The sequence below is a fragment of the Hoeflea sp. genome (assembly GCF_039975035.1).
Lineage (GTDB): Bacteria > Pseudomonadota > Alphaproteobacteria > Rhizobiales > Rhizobiaceae > Hoeflea.
Genome location: NZ_JBDWHW010000067.1, coordinates 63,590 through 81,600 on the forward strand (window position 1 = coordinate 63,590; position 18,011 = coordinate 81,600).

Here is an 18,011-nt window from a genome sequence, read left to right on the forward strand (position 1 = left end):
TCTTATGCCTTACGCCATGTCTCCTCTGTGGTCTGTCGGGCCCATTGTTGATGGGCTTATCGTTTGACCCGTTTCAATAGTTGCGCGTTGATCGCGACCGCGACTGTGCTTGCCGACATCAGAATAGCGCCCACAGCGGGTCGTTCCAGCTCATCAAAGGCGCATACAGCTGTCCGTTCGCCCTACCGACGATCGATATGGCCTTCATGATTTGCACGCCTCCGTGGCCGTCACAGCCAACCGCCGGTGAATCCCGCCCGCCGCAGCCCTGTGACCACGTAGGGGCATGCGCGCATAAGGCGCCAAAGCAGATCCGTTCGGAAATTCTCGCACATCAGCACCACGGGACCGAGGTTGATCCCGAAGTGATAGGGCGACGTCCAGCCGGCATCGGCGTCCGCCTCGTCCTGAAAGCTCAGATTGAAGCTGCACCGAAAGCAATATGCGCCTGTGACTTGCGGATACACGTCCTGAAAATGCGCAATCGTCGGCATCACGATTTCCGGTGCGAACGGCAACGACGCCACCACGGCCCACGGTGCGACCGTTCCGTCGTCAGGACCGAACGGCGCCCCGCGGGCGGCATAGTCAAAGAAGATGCGCTCGATGCCGTTGACGCGCCGCGTCGTCCAGCCAGGCCCGTCGCTCGCGGTCAAGCCCCAGAAGTTCTCTCCATAGCCCGCAAATTCGAGCGGATTGCGGATCGCGTATTCTTGCTGGACGTAGGTGGCGCGACGGCTGTTCTCGAAATAGTCGATGCCTTTGCCTCGCGTGAACGCATCCTGGATTCCGCGGAAGTCTATCCATATGTGCGAGTATTGGTGGATGAAGAACGGGCCTCCATAGATGAATTCGTAGCCGTAGATTTCCTTCCATTGGTAGGTCGAGGTCCACGCCAGGTAGCTCTCCGCAGCCAGCGGATGGGTTGGAGAACCCAACCCGAGTACGTACAGAAGAGAGGCCTCATCATAGCCCTCCCATCGGTAAGGCAGAAAAACACCCTCCGGAGTCCACCCGTGGGTGATCGTCGCGCCGCCGTCGCAGGCCCATTGCCAGTCCGCCCGTCGGTATAGCGCATCGGCGAGCGTCCGTATCTCCTGCTCGTCTTTGCTGTTTCGATCGAAATACGCAGCGGCGGCGAGCATGCCGGCCAGCAGGAAGCCGGTATCGACGGTGGACAGCTCGCAAAGGCCTGCGCGCCGCCCGGTCGTCATGTCGAGAAAATGATAGAAGAAGCCCTTGTATCCAGTCATGTCAGGGCCCGTGCCCTGCGGGGCGTTGCTGAAGAACCGCAATGCCGCCAGCGTCCGGTCGATTGCACTGATGCGTGAGATCCATGCGCGCTCGACACCGACGGGGTAGGCCGCCAGGGCGAAACCCACGGCTGCGATGCTCGCGGGCGCGCCCGGCTGCGATTTGTCGGCTACGAGGCCATTGGCGAGATTGGTTTCGTTCAGGAAGTAATCGAAGGCATGCCGCTGCAACGCATCCAGCCTCGTTTCTCCTGGGTGGGGCCGTTTCACATGCGATTGCCGCTGCATCATAAGGCCCGCCTGTTCTTCTTGGGATCGCTGGCCGGCGCATCGATCGTCGCGTTTCTCATACTTTCATCTCCGCAGAGCGATTTCTGGATCTTTCACGCTCCGGCCTCATTTGCCGTCTTCATTGTTGTTTTCGCTGGTCTCGCGGGGTGCCCGCGCCGCCCAGCACATGTCGCAGACCGGATCCCCGGCCGAGAGTGTTTGCCGCCGGATATAGTGTCCCCGATGTCCGTCGGCGGCGATCAGATCGGCGCCAGGCCAGTCATATTTGCACCAGCTGTTTGCGAAGCCGGCCAGCGCTTCAGGATCGCCGGTCTCGTCGGCAATACGCCGGGCAAAGCTTTGCGGGGGACAGTGCGTGAAGTGCGTGTGGATGTCCTCGCCCTCGCGAAAGACCTCGGCGGCGTAGCCGGGCGCGCCCACGGGCCGGAAGGGGAATATGAGCAGCCCACGGATGCTCCACCGCAATCGTTTTCCCGGGTCGCGCGTGACGAGGCGAGCTGGCAAGGACGAGAAGGCAAGCTGCCTGCGATAGACGGACCAGCCAATGTCCGCCAAGGCGTCCCGGGCGCTTTGGGGATCAAGATCGCTGTCACGCAGCGTCCGGTCCGCTGCCACTGTATAGATTGCAAGCTCGACCATGAGGCGACTGCCGAAATCTGGCAATCCGCCAAGCTGCGCCAGCGGACGCAGGAGTGCCACTCTCGTCGAGACATCGCTCAAGAAGGAATTAATGTCGTCCCGTAACCAACGGATTTCGCGGCCCGTCTTGTTCCTCAGGCTTCTATCCATGAGAACACGCAGAGCAGCGTTGCGGATGAAGCGCCACAAGATCCAGCGCATGATGCGCCAGTGAGCCTGGCTGTTCCCGATTGTATCGTCGTACTTGCTCATCATCTGCCTCGTGAAGCGGCTTGATCATGTGTGCCTGGAATTATTGGAATTCGTTCCATTTGCACCCCATTTCCAATCGCGGATTTCTGGCATGTCCTCGCCGTGCAGCCGGATGTAGGACTCGTGATTGAGGAGTTTGTCGCCGATGAATCGAGCGAGGACGGCGGCGGCTGGACCCAATCCCGGCACTCGGTCGATAACGGCCCTGGCCAGATGGAACCGGTCAAGCTCGTTGAGCACAACCATGTCGAATGGTGTCGTGGTCGTCCCCTCTTCCTTGAACCCGTGAACGTGCAGATTGTGATGGTTGGCTCGACGATAGGTCAGCTTGTGAATCAGCAGGGGATACCCGTGATAGGCAAAGATGATGGGTTTGTCCCTGGTGAACAGCGCATCGAAGTCCTCGTCGCTGAGGCCGTGCGGATGCTGGTTCTGTGACTGCAAAGTCATCAGATCGACCACGTTGACGACCCGGATCTTCAGTGCCGGGAAATGCTGCCGAAGCAACTCCACCGCGGCCAGCGTTTCCATGGTCGGGACGTCGCCGGCGCAGGCCATCACCAAGTCAGGCTCGCTGCCATCGTCATTGCTGGCCCATTCCCAGATACCCAGCCCGGCGGTGCAGTGCCTGATGGCTGCGTCCATATCGAGCCACTGCGGTGACGGTTGTTTGCCGGCGACAATGACGTTGACGTAGTTGCGGCTGCGCAGGCAATGATCGGTAACGGAGAGCAGGGTATTGGCGTCAGGCGGCAGGTAGACGCGGATGACCTCCGCCTTCTTGCTCATGACATGATCGATGAAGCCGGGATCCTGATGGCTGAAACCGTTGTGGTCCTGGCGCCACACGTGTGATGAAAGCAGGTAGTTCAGGGAAGCAACCGGCCGCCGCCATGGAATGTGGTTTGCAACGTCGAGCCACTTGGCATGTTGGTTGAACATCGAATCGATGATGTGGATGAAGGCTTCGTAGCAGGAGAAAAAGCCATGTCTGCCTGTGAGCAGATATCCTTCGAGCCATCCTTCGCACTGATGCTCGCTCAGGACCTCCATCACCCGGCCGTCCGGCGCAACATGGTCGTCGCCGGGAACTATTTCCGCGGTCGAACAACGGTTGGTCACCTCGAATACCGCACCCCAGCGGTTCGACGCCGTTTCGTCCGGACTGAAAACGCGGAAGGTTTCGGGGTTCAGTTTGATCACGTCGCGGATCAGTTCGCCTTGGACGCGCGTAGCTTCCGCACTCACGCTACCGGGTTTCGGAATCTTCACCGCGTAATCCCGGAAATCCGGAAGGTGCAAGTCGCGTAATAGCAGACCGCCATTGGCGTGCGGGTTGGCGCCCATTCGTCGCGTGCCGCGTGGGGCCAGGTCAGCGAGTTCGGGCCGAAGCCTGCCGGTCTCATCAAACAGTTCGCGCGGGCGGTAGCTTTCCAACCACTCTTCCAAAATCTTCACGTGGCCCGGGTGGCTCATGTCGCCCATTGGAACCTGGTGCGAGCGATATGTTCCCTCCGTCTGTTTGCCGTCTACCTCCTTCGGCCCTGTCCAGCCCTTCGGCGAGCGCAGGATAATCATGGGCCAGAGCGGACGCTTCTTGAATCCGTTGGCGCGGGCGTCTTTCTGGATGTGGCGGATGCTTTCGACCACGGTATCGAGCGTCTCAGCCATGAGCTGATGCATCTCCATCGGATCATCGCCGTCGATGAAGTGAGGCGTGTAGCCGTAGCCGCGAAACAGCGATTCGAGCTCGTCACGGGGAATGCGGGCAAGCACGGTGGGGCCTGCTATCTTGTAGCCGTTCAGATGCAGGATCGGCAGGACCGCGCCGTCATGCACCGGATTGAGAAATTTGTTCGAATGCCAGCTGGTGGCGAGTGGACCGGTTTCCGCCTCGCCATCGCCCACGACGCAAGCGACCAGGAGGTCGGGATTGTCGAAGGCGGCACCATAGGCGAGCGACAGGCAATAGCCGAGTTCACCGCCTTCATTGATGGAGCCCGGAGTCTCCGCCGCAACATGACTAGGAATGCCACCGGGAAACGAAAACTGCGTGAACAGTTTTTTCATCCCCGGTTCGTCCTGCGAGATGTCCGGATAGAGCTCGGTGTAACTACCTTCGAGATAGGTGTTGGCCACGAGACCCGGGCCGCCGTGCCCGGGGCCTGTGACGTTCAGTATGTTCAGGTCATGCTGGTTTATGATACGGTTCAAATGCACATAGATGAAGTTCAACCCCGGAGTGGTGCCCCAGTGGCCGAGGAGTCGCGGCTTCACGTGCTCAAGACTCAAGGGAATCTTGAGCAACGGGTTATCATACAGATAGATCTGTCCGACCGAGAGATAGTTGGCTGCACGCCAATACGCGTCCATCTTCTGGATGAGGTCGAGCGAAAGCGGGCTGTTCACAGGCCTATTCATCGAAGTGTCCTGCAGTGGGTGTAAACGCTGCTTCAAGCTTGGAACTCATGGTGCGATCCTGCCGCTTTGGATATGCTCCTCTGCAAAGTCGAACACGATATCCGGATCCGGTTGGGCCAGGTGTTCATCCTTGTCCGGGCAGTCGACGCGGGCCATGAGGTGGCGGATGACATTGAGCCGGGCCTGCTTCTTGTCATCGGCCCGCACGACGTGCCAGGGCAGGTCTTCGCTATGGGTCCGAGTAAGCATTTCGTTGCGCGCGTCGCTGTAATCGTCCCAGCGCCGCAGCGCGCTCTTGTCAATGGGGCTGATCTTCCATTGCTTGAGCGGATCAATCCGCCGATCTGCCAGTCTTTTCTTCTGTTCGGATTTCGATATGTCGAGATAATACTTGAAAAGCTGCGTTCCGGAGCCACTGAGCATGCGCTCGAATGGCAAAACGGAGCGCATGAACTCCTCGTGTTCTGCATCCGTGCAGAACCCCATCACCTTTTCGACGCCGGCCCGGTTGTACCAGCTGCGGTTCATGACGACCATTTCTTTGCTGGCAGGCAGGCTGGCGACATAGCGCTTAAAGTACCAGCTGTTGTGGTCGCGGTCGGAGGGTTTGCCGAGAGCAACGACCCGGGTGTCGCGCGGGCTGAGATGCGCGGTAAGGCGCTTGATCACGCCGTCCTTTCCCGAAGCATCCCGGCCTTCGAGCAGGATCAGGATGCGGAGATCGTTTTTGATCAGGTGTCGCTGCAGTTTTACCAGTTCGACCTGAAGGCTGTGGAGGGTTTGCTTGTAGCCCTCGGGCTCCGGTGCGGCCTTCCTTTTCGTTTTCTTGCTCATTGCAGGCACCCAAACCCTTTCAATTTATGAGGCGTAGGTCGCGCATCCAGACCCTGAAAGGCGACGCGGAGGATCGGGCTGTTCCTGACAAGACAGACGATTGCGCCGCAGCAGGCGATGCGACTGGCCGCTGACACGTTCAAAGTTTTACTCGCTTCAAGAGTTGCGCGTTGATCGCCACCACGACCGTGCTTGCCGACATGAGTATTGCGCCCACGGCGGGCGTGAGCAGGATACCCCAAGGCGCAAGCACTCCTGCGGCAAGCGGAATGGCAAAGATGTTGTAGCCTGCCGCCAGCCAGAGGTTCTGTTTCATCTTGCGATATGTGACCCGGCTCAGCGTGATGATGCGGGGGATGTCGCGGGGGTCCGATCGCACCAACACGATATGCCCTGCCTCGACGGCCACGTCGGCTCCGGCGCCGATCGCAATCCCGATGTCTGCGGTGGCAAGGGCGGGTGCGTCATTGACCCCGTCTCCGATCATGGCCACTTTCTTGCCCTGCGCCTGCAACTCGCGGACCTTGGACGCTTTGTCATCGGGCAGCACTTCCGCGAACACTGTGTCGATGCCAAGCTCTTTCGCAACCGCATCGGCCACCGCCTGCGCGTCGCCCGTCAGCATGGCGACTTCGATGCCCCGTTCATGCAGCGCCGCGATGGCTTCACGGCTTTCCTCGCGTATCGCATCCGCCACGGCATAGACAGCCAGCGCCTTGCCCGCCTGGACGAGATAGATCGCTGCTTGGCCATTGCTGGCTGCGGCTTCGGAGGCAGCCTGAAGCGCTGGTGGAACATCGACGTTTTCCGCCTTGAGCAGCGCCGGCCCTCCCATATGGTACTCGACCCCGTCAATTGTGGCTGCAACGCCCTTGCCGGTGATCGCGCGGAATCCATCGGCTGATGGGACCGCGATGCCTTTGTCTTCCGCAGTTTTGACGATCCCCCGGGCGATAGGATGCTGGGATTCAGCTTCAATACCAGACGCGATGCGAAGGGCCTCGTCCTCCTGCAGGCCTTCCGCGACGGAACTGGCAACGATCCGGAACTCGCCCAGCGTCAATGTTCCGGTCTTGTCGAAAATTACGGTGTCAAGATTGCGGGCCTCCTCGAGCCCACGGCGGTCCCGGACAAGAAGGCCGTTACGAGCGCCCAGAGTCGTGGAGATGGCCACCACCAGCGGCACCGCCAGCCCGAGGGCATGAGGGCAGGCGATCACCAGAACCGTCACCATTCGCACCACGGCAAAATCCAGCTCAGCGCCAAGCAATTGCCACGCCACAAATGTTAGCACCGCCGCGCCAATCGCTGCGACGGTAAGCATCCGGGCTGCGCGATCCGCCAGGTGCTGAGATCTCGATTTGGAGGTCTGCGCATCGGCCACCAGCCGCATGATGCCGGACAGCTTGGTCTTGTCGCCGGTTCCGGTGACCTCAATGCGCAGAGACCCTTCTCCGTTGATCGTGGCGGCGATCACTTCGTCGCCTTCGCCTTTTTTCACGGGTCGCGATTCACCGGTGATCATCGCCTCGTCAATGTCGCTGGCACCCTTGCGCACCACACCATCCGCCGGAACGCTTTCACCCGGGCGCACCAGTAGCAGGTCGCCATTGCGCAAGGCACTGATATCGACCGTTTCCTCGCCCGTATCGGTTATCCGCGTTGCCGTGTCTGGCAAAAGCTTTGCCAGTTCCTTCAAAGCACCCTGAGCCTGATTGATGGACCGCATTTCGATCCAGTGGCCGAGCAGCATGATCGCGACCAGCGTTGCCAGCTCCCACCACAGTGGCATCGAGTCGATCAACCCAAGCTGAACCACCCAGGAGAAGATGAATGCGACCGTGATGGCGAGTGAGATGAGGGTCATCATCCCCGGCAGCCGGTCTCTCAGCTCGCGCCACGCACCTTGTAGGAAAACCAGACCGCCGTAGAGGAAGACGGCCGTTGAGAGCACTGGTGCCATCCAATCCGATCCGGGAAAAGCCGGAGCCTGATAGCCAAGCAAATCCTGGATGGGGGCAGACCAGATGACAACCGGAATGGTGACAGCGAGCGACAGCCAAAACCGGTCCCGGAATTTCTCAGGAGAATGGCCCTGATGTTTGTCATGGCTATCGTGACCCGCATGGTCGGATGAGGGTTCCGGAGTGTCGGTCTGACTGCCAGATGAGGACTTCGACGCATCCGGCACCGTGCCGTCGTGTTGTTCATGTCCTGCATGCGCGTCATGCGTGGCGGCAGGGACGTCTGATTTTGACTTCGGCGCGGCGGATGCGGCGGCCGGCTCGCTCTCGTCTATGTGGCCTTGATGATCCTCGGCAGGTTCATCCTCAGCGGGTCTGTTGGATTGCAATCCAAGCTCGTGCACGGTTGATTTGATATCGGAAACCGCAACCCGGGTTTCGTCATAGCGGACGGTGGCGTTCTTCGCGGCGAAATTCACCGTAACGCTTTCAACGCCGGGTACCTCGCCGATCCGGCTCTCCACTTCGTCGAGGCTCCATACCGACAACATGTCATCAACTTTGATCACGCTTGTTTTCATCATCTGTTCCTTTGGCGGTCTTCGACCTTGGGCGTTAGGCTATCTTGTCAATGGTGTTTCGGCCTCTACAGCCGACATCTAGAGCTTTGATTTTCAGTAATCGCGGACTGCAGGAGCCAAGGAATTCAACGCTGGCACCTGATGCTTGCCATTCCCTTGGTGACGTGTTGCAGGAATCTAGACGCAGGTCCGCTTCGGATATTACAGATATTGGCTCGCAGTTCCGAATACTGACCTCCCGGTGTCGTCGGATTGCTCCCGAGTGCCGTCTGTCGGTCTGCTCCGAACGCAACATTGTATTCAAGCGCAGCTTTGTGATTAAGATGTCACTTCTGCAGTTAATAGAGTTTCCTTGTTGGGATGCCTAATGAAACACCATGCTGGCAACGTGGAATCCTGCGTCAACATGCATAACTTCGCCTGTCGTGCCCGTCGTGTAGTCGCTGGCCAGTAGCAGGGCTGCGCGGCCAACCTCATCCGGTGTCACTGTTCGCCGCAAGGGAGCTTTTTTGATGGTTTCGTCGATCAGTTCGTCGAAATGTTCGATTCCAGATGACGCCCGCGTCCGTATGGCGCCAGCAGAAATAGCGTTGACCCGGATCGCTTTTGGGCCAAGTTCGTGCGCAAGATAACGCACTGATGATTCAAGGGCTGCTTTGACCGGCCCCATGACGTTGTAGTGGTCCACAACCTTTTCGGCACCTAGAAAGCTGAGCGTTATCAGACTGCCGCCTTTGGTCATAAGCGGCTCGGCCAATTTGGCCATCCGGATGAATGAATGGCACGAGACCAGCATTGATTGGGCGAACCCTGCGCTTGAACTGTCCGTCAATCGACCGTGCAGATCCTCTGCCGGTGCCCAAGCGATCGAGTGCAGGAGGAAATCAAGACGGCCCCATGTTTTCTCTATGGTTGCGAAAACCGCTTCCAATGAACCCTCCTGCGTTACATCACAGGGCATGAAAATCGGCGCGGCGACACGCTTTGCCAGTGGTTCGACATAGGCCAGGGCCTTGTTGTTGAAATAGGTCAGGGCCAGGTCAGCGCCGGCAGCGTGGAAATGCTGTGTGGCAGCCCAGGCCAGGCTATGTTCATTGGCGATGCCCACGACAAGACCCTTCTTTGCTGAAAGGTCGAGCGCTTCAGCCGGATTGATCGGTCTGACGGAAATGGTCATTGCGCGGCTACCTCGAATTGTGGCTGGGTGCCGACCGAAACTGGTTGCAGGTTCGACACGACGGGCAGGGGACAGCAGGCATCTTCCAGTTGCGGTGCTGTGGCAATGCTGCTTTCAGCGGGACCCGGTCGCGGTTCAACCTGCGGTCTGCGGTGGTACATCAGGGCAGCAATCGCCAGGGCCGCCAGTCTCGCCGGTGCCGGGTCAGCGCGCGAGGTCAGTACCACTGGCGCTGCCAACCCGATCGCAATCCCCGCCGCAACGCCCCCGGCAAAATATTCCAGCGTCTTGGCCAGAATATTGCCCGAGACAAGATCTGGCACCAGCAAGATATCGGCAGAGCCTGCGACGTCAGACAAAATACCTTTCTCGGTTGCCGCGCGTGCCGAGATGGCATTGTCGAGCGCCAGCGGCCCATCCACCTCGGCCCCAGTGATCTGGCCGCGTCGGGACATCAGAGTGAGAGAGGCGGCATCCAGCGTCGAGGCGATATCGACCGTCACGGTCTCTACTGCCGACAGCACTGCAACCTTTGGCCTCACCACCCCCAACATACGGAACAGATCGACCGCATTCTGGCAAATCTGCGCCTTGGCGGTGAGTTCGGGCGCAATGTTGATTGCTGCGTCGGTGATACCGAGCAGTTGGTCATGACTAGGCAGCGCCACTACAAAGACATGGCTGACGCGTCGTCCCGGAAGTCGCAGTCCGAGGGTCTTGTCGAGAAGCGCGCGCATGAAGATATCGGTATGCAGGTTGCCCTTCATCACCACGTCTGCTCGGCCCTCATGCACCAGAGCGACCACACGGGCCGCCGCCTCAGCATCGTCGGCCACAGCGATAATCGCGTCCTCCGCAACCGTCCAGCCCAGATCTGCGGCGATTGTGCGGATGGCATTCGGGTCACCGACCAAGAGCGGCGTAACCAGACCGGCACGTTCGGCATCGCGCAGCGTTTCCAGCACCACCGTCTGAGCGGCATCGGCAACCGCAACGCGGACCGGGCCTGCCTTGCACGCCGCCGTGGCCAGGGCTTCAAACGGTTCGAAGTTATCTTTCATTGCTCATGCCTCCCGCGCCATCGGTTGGCTGGCCATGAATTGGTGGACATGGCCAGCGATCATTGCTTCCTCATCAGTCTGACGAACCTCGACCGTAACACCCACTGACCCGGTCGAAATCACCGGATCGCCGCGAAGATTTGCGGATTTGTTCAACTCAATGCCGAGATAGCCGAGGCGGTCGCAAATCCCGGCCCGAACCTGCGGCGCATTGGCACCGATGCCGCCTGTAAACACCAAACGGTCGACCCCACCCAAGGTCGCTGTCAGGCCCGCCAGATGCCGCCGGGCATGGTAGCAGAAATACGCCACAGCCTCTGCTGCAGCGTCATCAGGGCGTTGCAGCAATTCCTGCATGTTGCGGCTGATGCCGGATAGGCCAAGAAGACCGCTTTCGGCGTAGAGCATCTGAGAAACCGCCTCAGGCGTCATCTCCTTGTCGATCAGGAGGTGTAACAGCAGTCCGGGGTCTACATCGCCCGACCTCGTACCCATCGGCAACCCAGCGATCGTCGAGAACCCCATCGTCGTCTCGAGGCTCTTTCCATCGCGGATCGCACACATCGACGCACCGTTGCCAAGATGCGCCACGACGATCCGTTCGGCATCTACAGCTACACCAGCGTCGCGCAGCGCTTTGACGATGTATTCGTAGGACAACCCGTGGAAACCAAAGCGTCGAAGCCCTTCATCTTGAAGTGCACGCGGCAAGCCCGACAGGCGGGCAATGGGCGGCAAATCACGATGGAAAGACGTGTCAAAGCAGGCGATCTGAGTGAGATCGGGTCGCGCGATCCGCACCGCATCGATCCCGGCAATATTGGCGGGAAGATGCAGGGGGGCAAGCGCCGTCAGCTGTTGCAATCGCGCCCGTAGTGTGGGCGTCACCTGTTCGGGGCAGTCGCAGTCAGGTCCGCCATGGGCAATCCGGTGACCGACGGCAACCAGTTTGACTCCGCTTGCCTCATGTTCAATGGCGAGGAGCAGCCGTTTCAGAGCGGTATCATGGTCGGCGATGGTTCCGGTCTTTTCCCGAAAAACCGCGCCTCGGGCATCCGAAAGTCGAAACCGGGCACCCGGCAGTCCGATGCGCTCAATCGCGCCCGACCAGAGCCGGCGAGGCCGTTCGACATTGGTAAAGATCGCGAACTTCAGACTGGATGAGCCGGCGTTGAGTGTCAGGACGGCGCTATCTGACATCCGGGCAAACTTTCTGATTGATCACGGGCGTCCCGAAAGCCAGAACGGTTGGGTATTTGCGCAGACGCGAGAACAGCGACATGGCCGGCAAGCGACTGCCGATGAAGACGCTCAACACAACCTCACTTCCCGACAGCATGGCGTTTTTCTTTGCCAGGTTTGGAGTTATTCGGGCTGGCCTTTGATTTGACTGCACCGGACACAGTCGGCGGCGCTTGGGCAGGTTTGGAGCCGCCACCATAGAGCAGCCGGAAGACTTGTTCGTAGGTTGCGTCACGGCGTTCGCGCGCGCCTTTAATCATCTGCCCCACATTGGACATCACCTTGCGTTCCGCGACGATCCCTGGATGATCGGCGGGCAATGGCTGGCGGGTGTCGCGCAGGGAATGCGCCATCATCCGCACACCGCGCATCCATGGATTATACGCCTCGGAAAACATGTACCGGCTTGTCCGCATTGGATGCAGTGATTTCAGCAAGTCGGCACTGGCCGGCGTGGTCATCGCCAGCACCCAGGGGCTGACGAAGGCGCTGTAGAAGCTGTCAAGCGTCGTCGAGACTTCGGCTACCTTTTCGAACGCTTCGTGCGGATAAGCCGCCTTCAGACCAGACACTTCGCGCGGCTCATAGGTCACGATCAGATCGGACTTGTGGCAGTCGGGATCGCCTGTGGGGTTTTCGATCTTCATTTCGTAAAGGCCCGGCGCCAGCGCCTCGATCTCGTCCAGACTTTCCAGGATGGCCCGATGCTCCAGCTTTGCCACGCTGGCCGAGACGAATATGCCCAGATGCCCGACATGGGGGTTGGTCAGATAGACGATTCGCTGTCCCGCCGCGATCAGGTCGGCGGTATCGACATAAACTTCGGCAACCCATCCCAGCGCTTGCGCCGGTGGAGTAATATTGTCGCCGTAAGACGCAAAGACGATGATAGGGCTGGTGATCTGCCGCAAATCCACGGTGCAGCCGTCGCAGATTTCCATCGTACCCCGCTCCAGCTTGTTGCCGATGAACAGGTTTTTGACAATCGACATCATTTCCGGGCTGCTCAGCGTGTAATAGCCACCCCACCAGCGTTCGAAATCCAGAAAGCGTTCGGCTTCGGTGTCGATATTGGTCAAAAGATTGGCGTGTTTTTCCCAGATCGCTTTTTCCGGCTTCAGGCTTTCGAAATTCTGCGCCAGCCAGGCGCCATCGAACCTTCCATCGCCCAGATCGCCCATCAGGTGCGTCAGCCAGGCACCACCTAGCAGGCCACCGGATATGCGCATCGGGTTCACGCCATCTTCGCCCGCCCAATAGGACAGCGGCGCGCCGTTCAGAACCACTGGTCCCGCCAACCCTTCGCAATCGGCGGCCAGCAGTGTCACCGCCCAGCCCGCCTGACAGTTGCCGTAGAGTACAGGCGGTTTACCTTGGTGAAGCCCGGCCACTTCCTCGACAAAGCGGCGCAACGCGTGCAGCACTTCTGCCAGTGTCTGCCCGGGCATCGGTTCGGGAAAGAACACCACGAAATAGACCGGGTGGCCTTCGTGCATCGCCATGCCTACTTCGCTGTCGCGTTTGAAGCCGCCAATGCCGGGACCATGCCCGGCGCGCGGATCGATGATGATTACCGGTGGTTTTTCGGGGTCGAGACAGTCGTCAAGACAGTCGTCATCGATCTCGGTGATCTTCAGCAGGGCATAGTTCGCCGGAGTGTCAAACCGGCGCGCATCCAGCACAGTCTCATACTTGAAATCCAGCAACGGTGGCATTCCGGCCCGTTCATGGTCGCGCATGTTGTCGGCGCGCTGCCGCAGAGTGTCAAAGAACAGGATCGAACGCTCCCAGAGATCCTGGTGGTAGGAAACTGGCGATCCTACGGGCGCTGTCGGTGAGACGACCGGTGGTTTGTCCATGGTCGACGCCTTCGGTCTCGCAGCGTGCATGTGGTGAACATCATTCATTTGGCAGCCCTTTGGGAAAAGTAGTTGAACAGCGGCACGAATACGATCGCGATAAACCAGCCGTAGGCGAAGGCCTCGGCCAGCCCGATGACAAAGCCCGACAGGCTGATCCAAACAAAGCCAGGAAGAAGTGGGACCCAGGCCTGATACATCGTCATCGAAGGAAAGATCAGGCCGAAGCCGACGCACAAGACGAAGGATATCGCGAGGAATATCCCCGTGCTCATCCCAACTGCATAGATCGATAGTCGCCCGGCGGTGACGCCCATTGAGCCGGTAAGTTCGTGTTTCTGCGGCATGATTTGGCCTCCAATTTTCGTCGCGGCTTTTTGGGCGTTTTCTGCCTCTGTAGACGCGCAGTGCCGGTAAGCATTACAATTCGGGGGCGATAGGTCTCCCCGAAGATAGAATGCCTTCGACACCAACGGCTCACGAGCTCTTCGGTGGTTTGGACCGCTCTACATCTCACATGACGTGCAGGGATTCGTCTGTCGAATTTCATCCCGGTAGCTGAGGAACATGTGCATGCTGGCACCCATGCGTGCAGCAGAGGCAGCTGATTGGTCAACCATGGCGGTAGTCTTTGAGCTCGGCAGACGTCTAATCCAAAGATAAAGATATCCGGTCCGCCCTCACCGTCGCGGCGCCGTTCACGGGTCGTTTTTCCCGGCTTGACAAGGAGGCCAATTTTTTGGTGCACTGATCAGGAGTTCTTGATCACGAGAATTGATAGGTCATGAATACGGAGGCGGCCCTGTAGCCAGAGCAAGTTGTGGGCAGCGCAAGCCGCATTCCGCAATTGCAGCGGCTCCGTTGCTGTGTTCTTTCCCAATCCATGGGGGCGCTCACGATTGCAGAACCAAGAACGAGAGCTTTCAGCTCGGTTCGCATGGCTCTCAAAATCACGAATAGGGATGAACGACTGAGGTGCGTTGGCTTCAAGTGATTTAGAGCGCCTGCGGGTATCCCGTCGGATAAGGCAATTGATGATCTGGTCTTGGCACTGGCACTGGCACGGGAGCTGGACCAACTTGCGCCGCCATCCATGCCTGTTGGATTTGCTTGCAATGAACGAGTGGTGCCCATGTGGGTAGTGTCCGCGAGCGTCTTCACACTATTGAGTAACCTTGAGCCATCGAGCTTCAGTCAGCAAGCAGCCATGGATTCGATTCACGTCAAGACGCTCAATATCCAAAGATCGAGGATGTCACGGTGGCAGACACCGATTTCGAAAGCGGACCGCGAGTGTCCGGGCTGTTGGTTCCGGTTTCCGGCTTTCCTGTTCTGTTAGGCACCACTCAGGCCGCAAACTTTCATGGAAGACGGGTAGCGGCCGGATTCTGGTTGTTGATCTATTGTGTGACCATGTCCGCACCGAACCATTTGAAGCTTATGGTCGTCAACGTACCGTCCGTTTTGATGGTCTTGATTGCGTCACCAGATTTGGCGGCCAGAGCCGTGTCCTCCTTTTTGCAAACCAATACCCACGCCTGGGCCGAACAGGCCGCCGGAAATCCGAGGTCTACAAAGCTTCGCAGAGGCGCCGTCTTTCGACTCGAGAAATGCCTTCCAGACGGAGACGTCTGCCACCCCTCATCAATCCGTCCCGCTAAAAGGTTGAGATTGGGGCTGTTCTGCTTGTCATAGATCCGGATCTCTACCACTTCGCCGAAGTATTCCTGGACAAAGGCTTCAGCGTTTGTCGACCCTTGGACGCCGGTTGTTCTCCCTTTCAGATTCCAATTTTTTCTGATCGACGGCCTCATCAAAGTCGACCACAGCCGCCGGAAGCAGTTCAACCGGAATAGCCCCCGCCAATCGACGCCGCAGAATGCATGAGTGGTGCACTTTCTCTCCGGTGTTGACATTTGCAGCTGATTTCGTACGAATTGACCTTCTTAATGAGGGGATTCCGGCTTCTGGCTCGAACATCCAGCATTATCTTTGAGCCACTCCAACAAGGATGCCCCTCGTCTACGTGACTCGACTCCCAAAGAATTGGATAATATTGCCGACGGAGTTCTCTCTCAATAGGTCGAATTGTCAACTGTTCGAAAATATATTCAGAATGGGTTGCTATCAGGTGACCCCATTCATCGTCTGCAGCCTATTCGACAGTCAGATATCCTGATGCAATACGTTTTTGCAGATGCAGGTCTACCGCAGCGCGGTCGGCGCAGAAGTAAAGTCGGCCTTCGCACCGGTCCCTGAGCGCCGCCAGATCAGCAAACATGGGAGATTTTGCCATTCCAGCAGCTTCAAGCAGCGATACGCCGAGATATCCGATATCCAAGCTGGCGAATTCAAATGGGCGCATATCCAAATCCATTCCCATGCCGTGAACGGTGAAATAGGTCTGGTATGCCGAAGATTCGAGCTTGTTGATTGCGAAGTCCGGATAGAGATGCTTGAAGACCTCGAGGGTGGCGAATGATTGGTGATCGCCAAATTCAAGCACAATTGATGGATACTCTTCGCTATCAGCCCTGGCCTGGCCGAGATACCATTCGAAATCCTTTTGGGATTTGGTTACCCGCCGAACATACTCGTCAAGTTCAAAGATGCCGCTTTCACTGAAGCTGTCCGGCTCGGATTCCGCCAACTGGTCGGTATAGGGCGAATGAGCGAACATGGTTTGCACTTGCAGGAACAGCGGTCTGCCATCGGTTTTCCTGTGCTCCTCGATGAATGCCCGGGCGGCTTCGAAGTAGAAGCGATCACGATGGGCGTATTCGCTAGCACCAATACGGTTATAGTCGAGAACTTCATCGAAGCCGATAGATTCGAGAAATGGCCCTTCGTTGACGAAACCATGATCCATCGGCATGAGAACCGCAGTTTTGTAGCCGCAGCGTGCCAATTCGGTCGCCAGCGACTGGTGAATTCTTCCTTCCATCGATGTAGTGAGATAGGGCGCGCGCCATCCGAAATCGAGACTGGATAGTCCTGTCATCAGCGAGAAATTGGAAATCCACGTGCCACCACCAAAGGTTTCCACGTGAAGGGTGCGACGTTTTCCATCCGCTGACTTGAAACGTTTGGAGAATTGCTGGTCGAGGCCGTATTGCCCAAATTGGCTGAGATCGGTCTGGCTTTCGCTCAAGACAACAAAAAGATCTGGCTTCGGCCCCGTCGTTTCACAAGGTCCGTCGGCGCTGAATGGAGCGACAGGGGACATATTTGACAGGCGGTCTGCGATACCTTCTCCGATGGCTGCGTCTCTGACATCGAGGAGGGACACGAAAAATGCAGACGCATTGAAGCCGCCAAGGTAGTGAAAAAATCGCGGTTCATCTGCTCTTAGTGGGTAACTGATCGGAATTAGCGCAAAGGTGATCGCTACCAGTCCGCTTCGTCTTAGAACGTTCATCCGGCGTTTCCTCTCCCAAATGAACACAACAGAAAGTGCTATGAAGGAGCAGAGCATGAGGGCCGCAATGGGTACAATATAGGTCGCGAACCCGCTCATGAGAAAGGCGAAGGCTTTTGGATCCGTTCCGGTGAAAATGAAGTCGTAGATGTGAAGATCAAAACCTTTGGTCCGGTATTTTAGCACAGAGGCAATTGATATAATCACCGTGGCCGTAAGGGCGGCATAGATCGAAAAGTAGATACGGCGGGTCAACAGGAAAAGCACTGTGGCGATGCCCAGGACAGAGAGGATAACGAACGGCATGTGATCAATCGACCGTTCAAGCATGTAAAGAAATACGGCACAGCACAGTGTGCCTGCAATCGCTGTCGCTGGATTTAGAACCAGTGCAGAAATCCTGTTGGTCAGCGCTTGCCAGTGTGCCGGCGTCATGTGCAGTCTCCGATGTTCAATGCCGAAGATGCCCGCTCATTGCCCACTGTTCAAACTCAATGATGTTTTAACCTTAACTGGGATTGGCGCTGGACCACGGCATCAATCGGTGCTGTACGAGCGAGACAATTGTGGCTGAAGCAACAAACCTAAACAATGTGCTGCCGAACAGCCGATGACAACTGATGAAGGTCAGGAGAAGGCTTGCAAGAGCTGGGCTTATCAGGCTTCAAGAGCATAAGCCAATCGCGACAGCGACTAGGCGTTGGTGTAATCATTCTCATGATTCAGAATGTCAGGAATGATAGCCTGAAATCCGGGTGTGAACGCGGCCGATGCAGCTTGTAGATCAAAAAATGTCGCGGCAAAAAGACCCCGCCGGGTGCTTATGACCTGGCCGAATTTGGTAATAACGGGTTCGAGTGTCACGTGTTCTCGCGCGAACGGCTCCGCAGCGCGATGATCATCGATTAAAGGGTCATAGTGCCAAAGAGCGCGTATTTTCCGGAGCAAAGATGCTAGGATTTCTACGAGTCGAGCGGTGCCTGAGAAAATGGTCATCTCAATTGCCACCTATGTAGACT

At 57.8% G+C, this 18,011-nt stretch carries 12 protein-coding genes and 1 pseudogene; all 13 read right to left on the reverse strand.

Features of this window, described 5'->3' with window-relative positions; genetic code table 11:
* Nucleotides 1-230 precede the first annotated feature (230 nt).
* Entirely contained in the window at nucleotides 231-1,541 is a 1,311-nt protein-coding gene (locus tag ABJN75_RS05455; RefSeq protein WP_348437625.1) for a glucoamylase family protein, read from the reverse strand.
* 108 nt (nucleotides 1,542-1,649) lie between these two features.
* Nucleotides 1,650-2,435, reverse strand: a complete 786-nt coding sequence (locus ABJN75_RS05460) for a hypothetical protein (protein WP_348437574.1) — start codon at nucleotides 2,433-2,435, stop codon at nucleotides 1,650-1,652.
* A gap of 24 nt (nucleotides 2,436-2,459) precedes the next feature.
* On the reverse strand, nucleotides 2,460-4,856 hold the full coding sequence (locus tag ABJN75_RS05465) for a phosphoketolase family protein (RefSeq protein WP_348437576.1): 2,397 nt from the start codon (nucleotides 4,854-4,856) through the stop codon (nucleotides 2,460-2,462).
* Between the two features lie 45 nt (nucleotides 4,857-4,901).
* Nucleotides 4,902-5,690 carry a polyphosphate kinase 2 gene (ppk2, locus tag ABJN75_RS05470; RefSeq protein WP_348437578.1) on the reverse strand — a complete coding sequence of 263 codons (789 nt, stop codon included), beginning with the start codon at nucleotides 5,688-5,690 and terminating at the stop codon, nucleotides 4,902-4,904.
* Nucleotides 5,691-5,829: 139 nt separating this feature from the next.
* Nucleotides 5,830-8,223: a heavy metal translocating P-type ATPase gene (locus tag ABJN75_RS05475; protein WP_348437580.1), complete on the reverse strand. Its 2,394-nt coding sequence runs from the start codon at nucleotides 8,221-8,223 to the stop codon at nucleotides 5,830-5,832.
* 376 nt (nucleotides 8,224-8,599) lie between these two features.
* The gene (gene fabI / locus ABJN75_RS05480) at nucleotides 8,600-9,412 is read right to left on the reverse strand and encodes an enoyl-ACP reductase FabI (RefSeq protein WP_052161098.1); all 813 of its coding nucleotides are present in this window, start codon (nucleotides 9,410-9,412) and stop codon (nucleotides 8,600-8,602) included.
* Entirely contained in the window at nucleotides 9,409-10,473 is a 1,065-nt protein-coding gene (locus tag ABJN75_RS05485) for a bifunctional enoyl-CoA hydratase/phosphate acetyltransferase (protein ID WP_348437582.1), read from the reverse strand. The genes fabI and ABJN75_RS05485 overlap by 4 nt, the downstream gene beginning before the upstream one ends.
* 3 nt (nucleotides 10,474-10,476) lie before the next feature.
* Nucleotides 10,477-11,673, reverse strand: coding sequence for an acetate/propionate family kinase (locus ABJN75_RS05490; protein ID WP_348437584.1), 1,197 nt, complete (start codon nucleotides 11,671-11,673; stop codon nucleotides 10,477-10,479).
* 122 nt (nucleotides 11,674-11,795) lie between these two features.
* Nucleotides 11,796-13,574 carry a DUF3141 domain-containing protein gene (locus ABJN75_RS05495; protein WP_348437586.1) on the reverse strand — a complete coding sequence of 593 codons (1,779 nt, stop codon included), beginning with the start codon at nucleotides 13,572-13,574 and terminating at the stop codon, nucleotides 11,796-11,798.
* 44 nt (nucleotides 13,575-13,618) lie between these two features.
* Complete coding sequence (locus tag ABJN75_RS05500) at nucleotides 13,619-13,921, reverse strand: DUF5676 family membrane protein (protein ID WP_348437588.1); 303 nt, start codon at nucleotides 13,919-13,921, stop codon at nucleotides 13,619-13,621.
* Nucleotides 13,922-14,974: 1,053 nt separating this feature from the next.
* Nucleotides 14,975-15,388 carry a transporter substrate-binding domain-containing protein gene (locus ABJN75_RS05505; protein WP_348437590.1) on the reverse strand — a complete coding sequence of 138 codons (414 nt, stop codon included), beginning with the start codon at nucleotides 15,386-15,388 and terminating at the stop codon, nucleotides 14,975-14,977.
* 341 nt (nucleotides 15,389-15,729) lie between these two features.
* Nucleotides 15,730-17,427, reverse strand: coding sequence for a sulfatase-like hydrolase/transferase (locus tag ABJN75_RS05510; RefSeq protein ID WP_348437592.1), 1,698 nt, complete (start codon nucleotides 17,425-17,427; stop codon nucleotides 15,730-15,732).
* A 118-nt stretch (nucleotides 17,428-17,545) separates the two neighbouring features.
* A pseudogene (locus tag ABJN75_RS05515) lies at nucleotides 17,546-17,781 on the reverse strand (MFS transporter); the annotation flags it as partial.
* Nucleotides 17,782-18,011 lie beyond the last annotated feature (230 nt).